General features: G+C 64.7%; 13 protein-coding genes. 3 read left to right on the top strand and 10 right to left on the bottom strand.

The features are described 5' to 3' along the window. Nucleotides 1–87: 87 nt before the first annotated feature. Nucleotides 88–1,194, bottom strand: a complete 1,107-nt coding sequence (locus V8U06_RS00285) for a branched-chain amino acid ABC transporter substrate-binding protein (RefSeq protein ID WP_226918331.1) — start codon at nt 1,192–1,194, stop codon at nt 88–90. A 303-nt stretch (nt 1,195–1,497) separates the two neighbouring features. On the opposite strand from V8U06_RS00285, the gene V8U06_RS00280 reads away from it, so the two are divergent. Further along, nucleotides 1,498–2,070 (top strand): transglycosylase SLT domain-containing protein, encoded by a 573-nt coding sequence (locus V8U06_RS00280; protein WP_427139017.1) that lies wholly within the window; start codon nt 1,498–1,500, stop codon nt 2,068–2,070. A 216-nt stretch (nt 2,071–2,286) separates the two neighbouring features. On the opposite strand, the gene rpoD is transcribed toward V8U06_RS00280, so the two are convergent. The 6 genes from rpoD to V8U06_RS00250 all read right to left on the bottom strand — a co-directional run bounded on the left by rpoD (nt 2,287) and on the right by V8U06_RS00250 (nt 8,722). After that, nucleotides 2,287–4,341, bottom strand: coding sequence for an RNA polymerase sigma factor RpoD (rpoD, locus tag V8U06_RS00275; RefSeq protein ID WP_427139016.1), 2,055 nt, complete (start codon nt 4,339–4,341; stop codon nt 2,287–2,289). A gap of 405 nt (nt 4,342–4,746) precedes the next feature. Continuing rightward, complete coding sequence (locus tag V8U06_RS00270; RefSeq protein WP_427139015.1) at nt 4,747–5,094, bottom strand: GFA family protein; 348 nt, start codon at nt 5,092–5,094, stop codon at nt 4,747–4,749. A gap of 14 nt (nt 5,095–5,108) precedes the next feature. After that, a complete protein-coding gene (gene tdh, locus V8U06_RS00265) occupies nt 5,109–6,146 on the bottom strand; it encodes an L-threonine 3-dehydrogenase (protein WP_427139014.1) in 1,038 nt (345 codons plus the stop codon). A 33-nt stretch (nt 6,147–6,179) separates the two neighbouring features. After that, nucleotides 6,180–7,367, bottom strand: a complete 1,188-nt coding sequence (locus tag V8U06_RS00260) for a glycine C-acetyltransferase (protein WP_427139013.1) — start codon at nt 7,365–7,367, stop codon at nt 6,180–6,182. Nucleotides 7,368–7,416: 49 nt separating this feature from the next. Continuing rightward, entirely contained in the window at nt 7,417–7,872 is a 456-nt protein-coding gene (locus V8U06_RS00255; RefSeq protein ID WP_427139012.1) for a GFA family protein, read from the bottom strand. A gap of 121 nt (nt 7,873–7,993) precedes the next feature. Then, entirely contained in the window at nt 7,994–8,722 is a 729-nt protein-coding gene (locus V8U06_RS00250; RefSeq protein WP_427139011.1) for a class I SAM-dependent methyltransferase, read from the bottom strand. Nucleotides 8,723–8,858: 136 nt separating this feature from the next. Between V8U06_RS00250 and V8U06_RS00245 the strand changes: the two genes are divergently transcribed. Further along, a complete protein-coding gene (locus tag V8U06_RS00245; RefSeq protein ID WP_427139010.1) occupies nt 8,859–9,629 on the top strand; it encodes an SDR family oxidoreductase in 771 nt (256 codons plus the stop codon). 10 nt (nt 9,630–9,639) lie between these two features. Here V8U06_RS00245 and V8U06_RS00240 read toward each other — a convergent pair whose 3' ends face one another. Next, nucleotides 9,640–10,110 (bottom strand): VOC family protein, encoded by a 471-nt coding sequence (locus tag V8U06_RS00240; protein ID WP_427139009.1) that lies wholly within the window; start codon nt 10,108–10,110, stop codon nt 9,640–9,642. Between the two features lie 70 nt (nt 10,111–10,180). Further along, entirely contained in the window at nt 10,181–12,043 is a 1,863-nt protein-coding gene (recQ, locus tag V8U06_RS00235; protein WP_427139008.1) for a DNA helicase RecQ, read from the bottom strand. A 145-nt stretch (nt 12,044–12,188) separates the two neighbouring features. Between recQ and V8U06_RS00230 the strand changes: the two genes are divergently transcribed. Continuing rightward, nucleotides 12,189–12,572: a VOC family protein gene (locus V8U06_RS00230; protein WP_427139007.1), complete on the top strand. Its 384-nt coding sequence runs from the start codon at nt 12,189–12,191 to the stop codon at nt 12,570–12,572. Nucleotides 12,573–12,589: 17 nt separating this feature from the next. Here the strand turns inward: V8U06_RS00230 and dnaG are convergent, their stop codons facing one another. After that, nucleotides 12,590–14,557, bottom strand: a complete 1,968-nt coding sequence (dnaG, locus tag V8U06_RS00225; protein WP_427139006.1) for a DNA primase — start codon at nt 14,555–14,557, stop codon at nt 12,590–12,592. Nucleotides 14,558–14,569 lie beyond the last annotated feature (12 nt).

The following is a 14,569-nucleotide window of genomic DNA, read 5'->3' as shown; positions in this document are numbered from 1 at the left end:
AAATCCACAGCGATGCCAGAGCGCTGGACGCAAACAAAAACGCCGGGGCAAAACCCCGGCGTTCGTAAGTTCCGATGCGCGAAAGCCTTATTCGGCAGCGACGATCTTGCCGTCTTCCCACTTGAAGAGCGAGAAGCTCTGCGAGGTGAGGTCGCCGCTTTCGCCGTAGGTCAGCTTGCCGATGGCGGTCGGGATGGCTTCGCCGGACTTCAGCGCCGCGGTGACGGCAGCAGCATCTTCGGCGCTGCCGGCCTTCTCGATGCCGGCCTTCAGAACTTCGACGGCGGCATAGGCGTTGAGCGTGAAGGCTTCCGGCGGAACGCCCTTTTCCTTCAGCACGGCGACGGCAGCCTGCGAGTCGGGGCTCTTCAGCGCGTCGGACGCGTTGGTGAAGAGCGTTCCGGCCGCAGCCTCGTTGCCGATGGCCCAGTATTCGCTGTTGGAGAGGCCTTCGCCGCCGATGATCGTGGCGTTGACCGCAAGGTCCTTCAGCTGGCGGGCCAGCAGGCCGCCTTCCGGATGGTAACCGCCGAAGTAGATGACTTCGACGCCATCAGCCTTGAGGCGGGTGACCAGCGCGCTGAAATCCTTGTCGCCGGGCGTGATCGAATCGTAGAGCGCCTCGGTGACGCCGCCCTTGTTGAGCGCGGCCTTGAAGGCATCCGCCAGACCCTTGCCGTAGGCGCCCTTGTCGTGGATCACGGCGACCTTCTTGTCCTTGAGCTTGGCAAGCACATAGCCGGCGGCAACTTCGGCCTGCTGGTCGTCACGGCCGCAGGTGCGCAGCACGTTGGTCAGGCCGCGCGCCGTCAGGTCCGGCGCCGTCGCGGTCGGGGTGACCATCAGGATGCCGTTTTCAGCCAGAACGTCGGAAGCCGGGATGGCGACGCCCGAGGTGACCGGGCCGACGACGAAGCGGATGCCTTCGCCGACGATCTGGTTGGCAGCCGAAACGCCCTGCTTGGGCTCGCCCGCATCGTCCGTCAGCTTCAGCACGACCTTCTCGCCGAGAATGCCGCCGTTCTTGTTGATCTCGGCAACGGCTGCTTCCGCGCCGTTCTTGACCTGGTCGCCATAGGCGGCAACGGGGCCGGTCAGCGGAGCGATGAGGCCGATGACGATATCGGCATGGGCAAGCGGCGCGAAGGCGACGGAAGCGGCGAGAAACGCTCCGGCAAAAATCTGCTTCTTCATGGTTCTTTCTCCTGAACTGGGGCCTTGGGGAGGGCCCGGTCGCAAACCGTCATGCGTCCGGACGGCGCGGGCCGAAATCCGATAACGGGACGGGACTTCCACGGTCCGGAACAATCGTGCGCGAAGGGCCGGCGTGCTGTGGATTGATTAGGCCGGAAGGCCAAAAAGCGCAACAAAATAATGCATTTGCATATCTGATAGGCGGATCACGGCCGTGAATGGGACGCGCTAAAGAGCAATTGAATCAAAACGGATTGTTAAGATTTACACTTTATAAATATCCGGAAATTTTGAGGATCAGCGATGCGTTGCGTATTGATCGTCGTCCTCCTGCTGCTCGCCGGCTGTGCGTCCGTTCCGCGACAGACGCAGAATGCCTGTGCCATCTTCGAGCAGCGCGACGGCTTCTTCGACAACTGGCGGCGTGCCGCCTATAGCGCCGAGCGCGAATACGGTGTGCCCGTCCCCGTGCTGATGGCGACCATCTATACGGAATCGGGCTTCCGCCATAATGCGCGCCCGCCGCGCACCTATCTGCTCGGCTTCATTCCGTGGAAACGCCAGTCGACGGCGCTCGGCTTCTCGCAAGCACTCGACGGCACCTGGAAACGCTACAAGCGCGAAACGGGCCGCTGGGCGGCCAAGCGCACGGACTTCAGCGACGCCATCCGCTTCATCGCCTGGTACCACAGCCAGAGCAACCGCACGAACGGCATCGCGCTCAACGACACCTACCGGCTCTACATCGCCTACTACCATGGTCATGCCGGCTACCAGCGCGGCAACTGGAGTTCGACGGCCAAGGCCGGCGCGAAACGGGCGGCGAACATGGCCGCGAAATATTCGCACCAGTTGAAAACCTGCGGCAGCTGGTAAGCCGTCAGGCCGCCGCCCGCCCGAGGGCGGCGACGGCGATGTGGCGAGCCGCCACATCACCTTCTGCATGCGACTCACTCTCCTCCGCATCCGCTACGGTCCGCCATTGAGGCACGCAAGATCGTTTCCATCGCCCAAAACAAAAAGCCCCGCCAAAAGGCGAGGCTTTGGGGATGTCTTCGTCGCCTCGGCAAGCGAGGGAGCAGCGCAGCCTGCTTAGCTGTCCAGGAAGCTTCTCAGCTTTCTGGAGCGGCTCGGATGCTTCAGCTTGCGCAGTGCCTTCGCCTCGATCTGACGGATACGTTCGCGCGTCACCGAGAACTGCTGGCCGACTTCTTCCAGCGTGTGGTCGGTGTTCATGCCGATGCCGAAGCGCATGCGCAGCACGCGCTCTTCGCGCGGCGTGAGCGAGGCCAGAACGCGGGTCGTCGTCTCGCGCAGGTTCGCCTGGATGGCGGCGTCGATCGGCAACAGCGCGTTCTTGTCCTCGATGAAATCGCCGAGATGCGAATCTTCTTCGTCACCGACAGGCGTTTCCAGCGAGATCGGCTCCTTGGCGATCTTCAGGACCTTGCGGACCTTCTCGAGCGGCATGGCGAGCTTTTCGGCCAACTCTTCCGGCGTCGGCTCGCGGCCGATCTCGTGCAGCATCTGGCGCGAGGTCCGGACGATCTTGTTGATCGTCTCGATCATGTGCACCGGAATGCGGATCGTGCGGGCCTGGTCGGCGATCGAACGGGTGATCGCCTGCCGGATCCACCACGTCGCATAGGTGGAGAACTTGTAGCCGCGGCGATACTCGAACTTGTCGACCGCCTTCATGAGGCCGATATTGCCTTCCTGGATGAGATCGAGGAACTGCAGGCCGCGGTTCGTGTACTTCTTGGCAATCGAGATCACGAGACGGAGGTTGGCTTCCACCATCTCCTTCTTGGCGATGCGCGCCTCGCGCTCGCCCTTCTGCACCATGTGCACGATGCGGCGGAATTCCGAAATGGAAATGCCCGTCTCGGTGGCGAGATTCTGGATTTCCTGGCGGATGTCGCGGATCGTCGTGTTCTCGCTCTTGGCGAATTCCTTCCAGCCGCGGGCGGCCAGATTGGCGATCGACTTCATCCAGTTCGGATCGAGTTCCGCACCGTTGTACTGTTCCAGGAACGAGTCGCGCTTGACGCCGTAGCTCTCGGCCAGACGCAACAGGCGGCCTTCGTTCTGCACGAGGCGCTTGTTGATGTCGTAGAGCTGCTCGACGAGCGAATCGACGCGGTTCTGGTTGAGCGACAGCGACTTGACCGCCGTGATCAGCTCGTCCTTGAGTTCCTTGTAGCGGCGCTCCTGGGCGGGCGAGAGCGTGCCGGTCGCCTGCAGGCGGGCTTCCACCTGCTGGTCCTGCAGCTTGCGCAGCTTCTTGTAGGTCTCGGCGATCGTGTCGAGCGTCTCCATGACCTGGGGACGCAGTTCCGCTTCCATGGCGGCGAGCGAGAGATTCGACTCGTCGTCGTCCTCTTCCTCTTCCTCCGGCGGCAGGCCTTCGCCGCCGACATTGGTGATGTCGTCGTCGTTGGCGGCCGTGCGCGGCTTGCGGTTCTTTTCCTTCTCCTCGGCCGCCTTGCGGTCGGCCTCGATCTTTTCCGGGCTCTGGAACTGCGGCGCAGCCTTCGCCTCGGGACCGGAATAGGTCGTCTCGAGGTCGATGATCTCGCGCAGCAGCGTCTGGCCTTCGTTGAGTTCGTCACGCCAGATGATGATGGCCTGGAAGGTCAGCGGGCTCTCACAGAGACCGGCGATCATCGTTTCGCGGCCGGCCTCGATGCGCTTGGCGATGGCGATTTCGCCCTCGCGCGACAGAAGCTCGACGGATCCCATCTCGCGCAGATACATGCGCACCGGGTCGTCCGTTCGGTCGGTCGGCTCCTTCTTCTTGGCGGTCGCAAGCGCGGTGCCGCTGGACGTCGCCAGCTCCCCGCCTTCGCTGTCGCCGTCGTCGTCGCCGCCTTCGTCCTCGCCCTGGGCCGCCTCTTCGGCGTCCTCGTCCTCGATGACGTTGATGCCCATGTCGGAGAGCATGGCCATCGTGTCCTCGATCTGCTCCGAGGTCACTTCCTCGGAGGGCAGGACGGAATTCAGCTCATCCATCGTGACGTAGCCGCGCTTCTTGGCGGCCTTGATCATCTTCTTGACGGCATCATCGGAAAGATCGAGAAGAGGGCCGTCGGATGCGCCTTCGCGTTCGTTTTCGACTTCCTCGTTCTCTTTGACCTTTGTCGCCATTTATTTCGTCGCTTTCCTGAGCATCCAGTTTTCAAGCGGTTAGGGATTCCGCCGCCGACAGCCCTTCGGCATGCGCAATCGCTTATCAGCGTCCCTGACCTAACGGATTGACAATTAAATCCTGATTAACCACCGCCCGGCCCATGGGACAGTGGATATGTTGCCGAGGCAACACAATTGACATGACTTCCCGATCCGCCGTACCCATTCCTTCACAGCCAACAATGGTGATTCCCAGAATTTTCGGTTCCGTCAAGCTTTTCCGGCAAAAAAGCCGCAAAAGACTACGATTCGGCTTCGCGGACAGGACTGTCGGCGGATCCGGGCGATTGAGCCATCATGTAGGCGCAAATCCCGGAAAGACAAGAGCCGCCGCCCCGCCCGCGCGAACCGAATCGCATGGGCTCAGAAGGAACGCCCGTCCACCTTGTTGATCGTCAATGTTTCGAGGTCGATGGCCGGGATGCAACGCAGGTTCACCGCCGCCATCCTGTTCCCCTTCGGATCACTTCCCTCGCCATAGGGCGCGATGCCGCAATTGGCGCAGAAATGATGCTGGATGACGTGACGGTTGAACGTGTAGGTCGACACGTTCTCCTTCGGCGTCGTCAGCTTCAGGTTTTCCGCGGGCACGAAGGCGAGCAGGCCGCCGCGCCGGCGGCACATGGAGCAATTGCAGTCGAGCCCGCTGTCGAATTCGCCTTCCACCTCGAAGGCGACGTTCCCGCAATGACAGCTTCCTTCGTATTTCATCCTCGCAACTCCTCTCAGTACCAGTCCATGACGACCTTGCCGGAATTGCCCGAGCGCATCGCCTCGAAGCCGTCCCGGAATTCGTCGATCTTGATGCGGTGGGTGATGATCGGCGCAAGGTCGAGCCCGCCCTGCACGAAGGCGATCATCTTGTACCAGGTCTCGAACATCTCGCGCCCATAGATGCCCTTCAGCGTCAGCATCTTGAAGATCACCTTGTTCCAGTCGATGCCGAAGCCGTCGGGCGCGATGCCGAGGATGGCGATCTTGCCGCCGTTGTTCATCGTGTCGATCATCGAGCGGAAGGCCGGCGGCGCGCCGGACATTTCGAGGCCGACGTCGAAGCCTTCCGTCATGCCGATCTCGTTCATGACGTCCTTCAGGTCCTGCCTGGACGCATCGACCACATGGTCGATCCCGACCTTGCGGGCGAGGTCGAGGCGGACGGGGTTGATGTCGGTGATGACCACCTTGCGCGCGCCGGAGCGCTTGGCCACCATCGCGCCCATGATGCCGATCGGTCCTGCGCCGGTAACGAGCACGTCCTCGCCGACGAGATCGAAGGAGAGCGCCGTGTGCACGGCATTGCCGAAGGGGTCGAAGATCGCCGCCACCTCGTCCGGCACGTCGTGCGGGATCGGCACGACATTGTGCTCGGGAATGCAGACGAATTCGCCGAAGGAGCCCGGCCGGTTGACGCCGACGCCCTTGGTGTAGTGGCACAGATGCCCGCGCCCGGCGCGGCAGTTGCGGCACTTGCCGCAGACGATATGCCCCTCGCCCGAAACGCGCTCGCCGACATGGTACTTGGTGACGGACGAACCCACCTCGGCGATCTCGCCGACGAATTCGTGACCGACGACCATCGGCACCGGAATGGTCTTCTGGGCCCACTGGTCCCAGTTCCAGATATGCACGTCCGTGCCGCAGATGGCCGACTTCCTGACCCGGATGAGCACGTCGTTCGGCCCGACCTCCGGCACCGGCACAGTCTCCATCCAGAGGCCGACTTCAGGTTTCGCTTTAACCAGCGCACGCATCATGTTCGACATGACGAAATCTCCACAAGGGATTCAGAAGACTCTTTAAATGACGCCCAGTTCACGTCCGACTTCGGCGAAGACTTGAATCGCCTTGCGAACATCCGCCTCGCTATGGGCGGCCGACATCTGGGTGCGGATGCGCGCCTGCCCGCGCGGCACGACGGGGAAGGAGAAACCGATGACATAGACGCCCCTGGCCAGCATGCGGCTCGCCATTTCCTGCGCCAGGCTCGCATCGCCGAGCATGACGGGGATGATCGGATGCCCCTCGCCCGCCAGCGTGAAGCCGAGCTTCGTCATCTCCGCGCGGAAGAGATCGGCATTGGCATAAAGCCGCTGGCGAAGCGCGTCGCCGTTGTCGATCAGGTCGAAGACCTTCAGCGAGGCGGCGGCGATGACCGGGGCCAGCGTGTTGGAGAAGAGATAGGGCCGCGAGCGCTGGCGCAGCCATTCCACCACCTCGCGCTTGCCCGACGTATAGCCGCCCGAAGCACCGCCAAGCGCCTTGCCGAGCGTGCCGGTGATGATGTCGACCCGGCCCTCCACGCCGCAATGCTCGGCCGATCCACGGCCGTGCCTGCCGACGAAGCCGACGGCATGGCTGTCGTCCACCATGACCATCGCGCCGTATTTTTCCGCAAGATCGCAGACGCCCTGAAGGTTGGCGATGATGCCGTCCATCGAGAAGACGCCGTCCGTCGCGATCATCTTGAAGCGGCTGCCCTCGGCCTTCTTCAGCTCCTCCTCCAGCGCCGCCATGTCGTTGTTGGCATAGCGAAAGCGTTTCGCCTTGGAGAGCCGCACGCCGTCGATGATCGAGGCATGGTTCAGCGCATCGGAAATGATGGCGTCCTCCTCCCCGAGCAGGGTCTCGAAGAGACCGCCATTGGCATCGAAGCAGGACGAATAGAGGATCGTGTCTTCCAGTCCGAGGAAGCTGGAGATGCACGCTTCGAGCTGCTTGTGCTCCTCCTGCGTGCCGCAGATGAAGCGCACGGACGCCATGCCGTAGCCGTAGCGGTCGAGCGCCTTCCGGCCGGCTTCCGCCAGCTCCTCGTTGTCGGCAAGGCCGAGATAGTTGTTGGCGCAGAAGTTCAGCACGCGCTCACCCGAGGCAACGGCGATCTCGCCCGCCTGCTTGGAGGTGATGACGCGTTCGGACTTGTAGAGGCCGGCCGATTTGAGGCCGGCGATTTCCGATTGAAGGTGGGCGATGAAGGCGGAGGTCATGGGCACGCACTCACGGCTTTGAGACAGGGGGACGGTTCAGGCGGCGGGTTCAAGTGGCGCTGGCCGCATAGGCGGCGAGCAGCGGTTCGAAATCCTCCATCGCCGGGAATCGTTCGTAGCTGTGCACGGCCGGCGTCGTCGCCCAGCCAAGCTTCTCGCTGGTATAGGTCTCGATGAAGGGGCTGTACCAGCTGACATCGTCGAGCATGGTGGGACGAATGTTGACGAAGAAATCGAGCCCGGCGGGCCGGGTGAACATCCACGTCATGCAGTCCGGGCAGAAATGGTGCCCCGCCTCGGTGCTTGCTCCGGCGACCACCGGTTCGCCTTCCACGACGGCGAAGCCTTCCGTGGGGATCGCGGCGCTCAGGGAATAGGCGCTGCCCGACATGCGCTGGCAGCCGGTGCAATGGCAGGCCATGGTGATCATCGGTGGCGCGCTGATGCGGATTTTCACCCGCCCGCAACGGCAGGCGCCATCGAGCGGCAGTTTCGGTCGGTCCATGGGCTCGGTTCCCCTTCCGATGACGCCGGCTGTTCTTTTTGATCGTGATGCCGGCGAATTGGCTCCACGAAGACGAGTTCTAGCGCAGCAGCGGCCTGCATAAAAGGCCGCCGCACGCTTTTCAGGAACGATCGCAGGCGATCAGCAGGAACATCGGCCGGTTGAGCTCCACCTGCCATTCCGGATGCGCCGCAAGCTGCGCCTCGCTCGGCCGCCATTCCTCGACATGACGGATGGTAAAGCCGGCGGCGATCAGCGTGTTCAGCGTCGTGCCCAGCGTGCGGTGATGCTTGACGACCCCCTTGGCGAGCCAGTCGGTGGTGCGCGGCCCCTCGATCAGGTAGCCGTCGACCGGCCAGATGGTCCGGCCGCCGATCTGCGCCCAGTCAGGCGCGGAGGGCGCCATGTAGAGCGGATGTTCGATCGTGAAGACGAAGGCGGCATCAGGCACGAGCGCCGCATGGATGGTGCGCACCAGCCGCTCGAAATCAGCGACATAGTGGAAGGCGAGCGAGGAATAGGCGAAATCGAACGCGCCGGCCGGCAATTCCAGGCCGTCGAGATCGGCGATTTCGTAGCGCACGGCGTCCGATGCCGTCTCGGCCCTCGCGCGGGCGATCATGTTTTCCGAGAGGTCGAGGGCAAGCACGCTGCCAGCGCCCTCCTCCGCCGCATAGCGGGCGAACCAGCCGAAACCGCAGCCGAGATCGACGACGCGCTTGCCGACAAGAGCCGGCAGCAGCGCACGCACCGATTCCCATTCCGCCGCGCCCGCGAGCCCGTGCACCGAACGGGGAAGGCTGCTGTACCCCTCGAAGAAGGCGGGCTGGTCGTAGATGTTCTGGGCCATGGGAAAATCCTTTCTGCGGCCGGACATAGCGCCTTTTCGACGAGGGGCAAAGCCGTGCAGTCCAGTCCCTGCGCGCACATCGGGGTTGACAGCCACGCCCTGCCCCTGTCCGTTGGCGCCACGAAAGGAGGCCGCAATGACGATCCTGGACAGGTTTTCCCAGAAGGGCCGCATCGCCCTTGTCACCGGCGCCGCGCGCGGCCTCGGCTTCGAGATCGCCAGGGCGCTGGCGGAGGCCGGCGCGCATGTGGTGGTGACGGGGCGCACGGCGGCAACGCTCGACGACGCCGTGGAAAAGATCGCGGCCGCCGGCGGCAGCGCCTCGGCCGCCGCCTTCGACATTGCCGACCGGGCCGCCCAGCGCGAGACGCTGGCCCACATCGAGCGCCAGCACGGCCGCCTCGACGTGCTCGTCAACAATGTCGGCGCGCGCAATCGCCGGTCGCTCGCCGAACTGAGCGACGATGATATCGACGAGCTGATCCGCACCGACCTTGCCGCCGCCGCCAGCCTTTCGCGCGATGCCGCCGCGCTGATGAAGCGCAACGGCCACGGCCGGCTGATCGCCGTCACCTCCATCGGCGGCCATGTCGCCATGCCCAACGATGGCATCTATCCCGCCGCCAAACACGGCCTGACCGGCCTGATGCGCAGCATGGCCGTCGAATACGGTCCTGACGGCATCACCAGCAATGCCATCGCGCCCGGCTGGTTCGCGACGGAAACCAATGCGGCCATGGCCGCCAATGACGAGCTGATGCCCTTCGTGCGCCTGCGCATCCCCGTGCAGCGCTGGGCGCGCCCCGACGAAATCGCCGGCGCCGCCCTCTTCCTCGCCAGCGACGCCGCCTCCTTCGTCAATGGACATGTTCTCGTGGTGGACGGCGGGATGACGGTTCGGATGTAGGGGAGCCCGCTCAGCCGGCCGCCGCCGCGTCCAGTGGCGCGATGTCCAGCTTGATCATCGTCAGCATGGCTTCCGTGACGCGCTTGACCTTCGCCTGGTCCGGATCGCTCATCAGCTCGCCGAGCCGCCGCGGCGCGATCTGCCAGGAAAGGCCCCAGCGGTCCCGAAGCCAGCCGCACTGCTCCACCGATCCGCCGTCTTTCAGCGCATCCCAGAGGCGGTCGAGGTCGCCCTGCGTCTCGCATTCCACCATAATGGAAAAGCTGTGGTTGAACGGATCGAGCGGCCCGGCCTCGATCGCCATGTAGCGCTGGTCGCCGAGGGTGAAGCTCGCAATCTTGACGCTGCCGGGCGGCCCGCTCGGCGTTTCGGCCGGCAATGCCGAAACCCAGTGAACCGAGGAACCGGGAATGAGCGAGGCGTAGAAGCCGATGGCGGCCTCCATGTCCTTCTCGAACCAGAGATGCTGCGTGACTTTCATCGTACCATCCTCCGTGATGATCCGGAGCAAGGACGAAGCACGGCCGAACGTTCCGACACCGCGTTGAAATTTAACCGACGAAGTCGTCGATCACCGCCAGGAAGGCATCGCCGAACCGGTCGCGCTTGGAAACGCCGATGCCCGGAATATCCAGAAGCTCCTCCCGGTCGCGCGGGCGCTCCTTGGCGAGCGCGATGAGCGTCGTGTCCGGGAAGACGACATAGGGCGGCACGTCGAGATCCTTGGCGATGGAAAGCCGCTCGGCGCGCAACAGCTCGAACAGCTCGCGGTCGGAACCGGCAAGGTTGGAGCGCTCGCGGGCGGCGGGCGAGCCGCCGGCCTTCGCCTTGCGTCCCGTCTGCGGCCGGTCCTTGCGGAACAGCACCTCCCGCTCGTGGCGGAAGACGGCGCGCGCCTCCGGCTCCAGCTTCAGGGCGCCGAAGGCGGAATGATCGACGCTGATGAGGCCCATGGACAGCAACTGCCGGAAGATCGACTGCCAGACACGCGGCGCGATATCCTTGCCCGCCCCGAAGACCGGCATTTCCGTATGACCGAAGCGCTCGGTCTTCTCGTTGACCGCGCCCAGCAGGACATCGATGACATGCCCGGCGCCGAAGCGCTCGCCGGTGCGGTAGACGGCGGCGAGCGCCTTGATGGCCGCTTCCGTGCCGTCCCAGGTCTCGACCGGGTTGCGGCAGGTATCGCAATTGCCGCAGCCGCCGGCATGGGATTCGCCGAAATGGGCAAGGATCGCCTTGCGCCGGCAGCCGGCCGTCTCGCAGATGGCGAGCAGCGCCATCAGCTTGGCGCGCTCGATGCGCTTGATCTCGTCGGCGGCCCCGCCTTCGTCGATCATGCGCCGGCGCTGCACCACATCCGCCATGCCGTAGGCCATCCAGACCTCGGAGGGCAGGCCGTCACGCCCCGCGCGCCCCGTCTCCTGGTAATAGGCCTCCACCGAACCCGGCAGGTCGAGATGCGCGACATAACGCACATCCGGCTTGTCGATACCCATGCCGAAGGCCACGGTGGCGACGAGGCAGAGATTTTCCTCCTTGAGGAAGGCGTCCTGGTTGGCATCGCGCACCGCGCGGTCGAAGCCCGCGTGATAGGGCAGCGCGCGAATACCCTGCGTGTTCAGCCACTCCGCCGTGTCTTCCACCTTGGCGCGCGACAGGCAGTAGACGATGCCGCTCTCGCCCTGGTGGCGCGACAGGAAGCGCAGGAGCTGCTGGCGCGGCTGGTCGCGCTCGGCAATCTCGTAGGCGATGTTGGGACGGTCGAAGCTGGTCGTGAAGACCTCGGCCTCCTCCAGCCCCAGACGCTCGATGATGTCGTCGCGCGTATGCGGATCGGCCGTCGCCGTCAGCGCGACGCGCGGCACGCCGGGGTAACGCTCCCCGAGCAGGCCGAGCGTGCGGTATTCCGGCCGGAAATCGTGCCCCCATTGCGAAACGCAATGCGCCTCGTCGATGGCGAAGAGCGCGATGCGGGCGTCCGCCACGAGCTCGGCGAAGCCGTCTGTGACGATACGCTCCGGCGTCACGTAGAGCAGGTCGAGGTCGCCGGTGCGCATGGCATCGCGCACGGCGAAGAATTCCTCGCGCGACAGGGAAGAGTTGAGCGCCGCGGCCTTCACGCCAAGCTGCTTCAGCGCCTCCACCTGATCGCGCATCAGCGCGATCAGCGGCGAAATGACGATACCGACGCCCTCGCGGCAGAGCGCGGGGATCTGGAAGCACAGCGACTTGCCGGCCCCCGTCGGGAAGAGGACGACGGCGTCGCCCCCTGCCGTCACGCGTTCCACCACCGCTTCCTGCTTGCCGCGAAAGGCGTCGTAGCCGTAGACGCGCTTGAGCACGTCGAGCGGTTTTGCCCCGGGTGCATCGAACAACCGGGAGACGGGGCTGAGGGATTTGGCTTGAATCATGATCGACTTTTCCTTGCCCCTATTCTGGCCAAGCCCGGCACCTGCGGCAACCATCCAGCCGTCACGTTTTGCACTCACACACAATGTTCTTGATTTGTTCATGATTCGCGGTAAATTGCAAACGATCGCAAGGGAGGAAAAAGCGATGGAAGTCTATGCAACGCTGGGCGCTACGGACGCCGCCGCGACAGCAACGTTCTACGACGCCGTGCTCTCGACCATCGGCTGGGCAATGCAGTCCGAATTTCCGGGCTGGCGCAGCTACACCAGGGGCGGAGGCGAGGACGGCTTCAAGCTCTGGCTGTGCACGCCGTTCGATGGCGAGCCGGCCGGTGCCGGCAACGGCACCATGATCGGCTTTCCCGCCGTTTCGCACGAAGAGGTGCAGGCGTTCCACGCGGCCGCCCTTGCCCACGGTGGCATGGACGAAGGCGCGCCCGGCCCGCGGCCGCATTACGGACCGAACTGGTATTCCGCCTATGTGCGCGATCCCTCGGGCAACAAGCTCTCCATCGTCTACGACAGCTGAGAGGCCTCGAGAGCGGCCTACTTGCCCGCAGGCCCCTTCACGCGGCCGGAGAGCACGCCGAAGCCCTCGATGATCGCTTCCTGGTTCTCCATGCGCACGGTCTCGAGCTGCACCTCCTGCAAGGCGCGCAGGATCTGCGGCACACGCTCGCCGTCGCCCTCTTCCGTCGCCATCGCCAGTTCACGCTCCAGTTCGCGGCGCTGCCACAGAAGGGCGCGCGTGCGCTTGTGCAGGGCGAGCGCCTGGAGATAGCCTTCGCGGGCATCCTCCGGCGCGGCCTCCGCGGTGGCGATCCACAGGCGGGAATTGCGGATCTGCTGCTCGAGGCCCTTCAGCAGCGTGTCGAACCCGGCCGCCTCCAGCTCCTCGACCAGCCGGTCGCGGTCGAGCCGGGTGCCGATGGAACCGGCAATGCCGAGCAGCGAGGACCACAGGCGCTGCAGGTCGCGATTCTCGTATTCGATGATGGCGATTTCGTCGTAATCGCTGAAGAACAGGCCGGGATGGTTGACGACGGTCAGCGCCAGCACGCTCTCCCGCAGGGCGGGCAGCTCCTGCGCGCCGCGCACCAGCGCCGAACGCGCCAGCCGGTCGGAAATGCCCGACGGCACGGCATTGCCCTGCGGCGCGCCACGGCCACCACCCCTGCCCGGCCGGCCGCCGGAAAAGCCGCCGCCGCCCGACCGCGGAGCGGGGCGGAAGAAGGCGTTGAGACGGTCGCGCATATCCTGCTGGTAATGACGACGCACGTCCTCGTCGGCGATGGCGGCGGTGATCTGGCGCAGGCGCGCCTCAAGCTCGGCGCGGCTTTCCGGCGTGTCGAGCGTGGAACCCTGCACCTCGCGGTTCCAGATCATGTCGGCCAGCGGACGGGCATTGGCCAGCACCTTGTCGAAGGGCGCGCGGCCTTCGTGGCGCACGAGATCGTCCGGGTCCTTGCCGTCGGGCAGCAGCGCGAAGCGCACCGTGCGGCCCGGCTTGATGAAGGGAAGCGCAAGGTCGGCGCCGCGGTTCGCCGCGCGAATGCCCGCCCCGTCCCCGTCAAAGCAGAGCACCGGCTGGGGCGTCATCTTCCAGAGCAGGTCCAGCTGGTTCTCGGTCAGGGCGGTGCCGAGCGGAGCCACGGCATTCTCGATGCCCGCCTGGTAAAGGGCGATCACATCCATATAGCCTTCGACGGCGATGATGGTGCCGGCGCCGTCAGCCCCCTGGGCGCCCTTGCGCGCACGGGCATGGTTGTAGAGCACGCTGCCCTTGTGGAAGAGCTCGGTCTCGTTGGAATTGAGGTATTTCGCCGGCGCATCCGGCGACATGGCGCGGCCGCCGAAGGCGATGACCTTTTCGCGCACCGAGAGGATCGGAAACATGATGCGGTCGCGGAAGCGGTCATAGGAAACGGGGATATCGGGCCCGTGCACGACGAGGCCGCAGGCCTCGATCGCCTCCTTCGGCACGCCCCTGCCCGCCAGGAACTCCTTCAGCGCGTTGCGGCTCTCCGGCGCATAGCCGAGACGGAAGGTCTCGATGGTGCGGCCGGTCAGCCCGCGGTCGCGCAGATAGGCGCGCGCCTTCGCGCCGCCCGGCGTCTGCAACTGGTCCTGGAAGAAGCGCGCCGCCATTTCCATGACCTCGACAAGGCCCATGCGCTCCTTCTCGCGCTGCTCGGCCTGCGGGTCCGGCTGGGGCATGGCGACGCCGGCAAGATCGGCGATCTGCTGCACGGCCTCCGGGAAAGACAGCCCGTCGAGATCGGTGAGGAAACGGAAATGATCGCCGGAAACGCCACAGCCGAAACAATGGTAGCGGCCCTTGCGGTCCTCGCAATGGAAGCTCGGCGACTTCTCGCCGTGGAACGGGCAGCAGGCCCAGTAGTCGCCGCGCGACACATTGGTCTTCTTGCGATCCCAGGTCACACGTCTGCCGATCACGTCCGAAATCGAAACGCGGTCGCGAATCTCGTCTAGGAAAGCATTGGAAAAGCGCATGGGTACCTCGGT

This window comes from Shinella sp. G-2 (assembly GCF_050172695.1).
Classification (GTDB): domain Bacteria; phylum Pseudomonadota; class Alphaproteobacteria; order Rhizobiales; family Rhizobiaceae; genus Shinella.
This window is presented reverse-complemented; position numbering and strand designations above follow the sequence as displayed.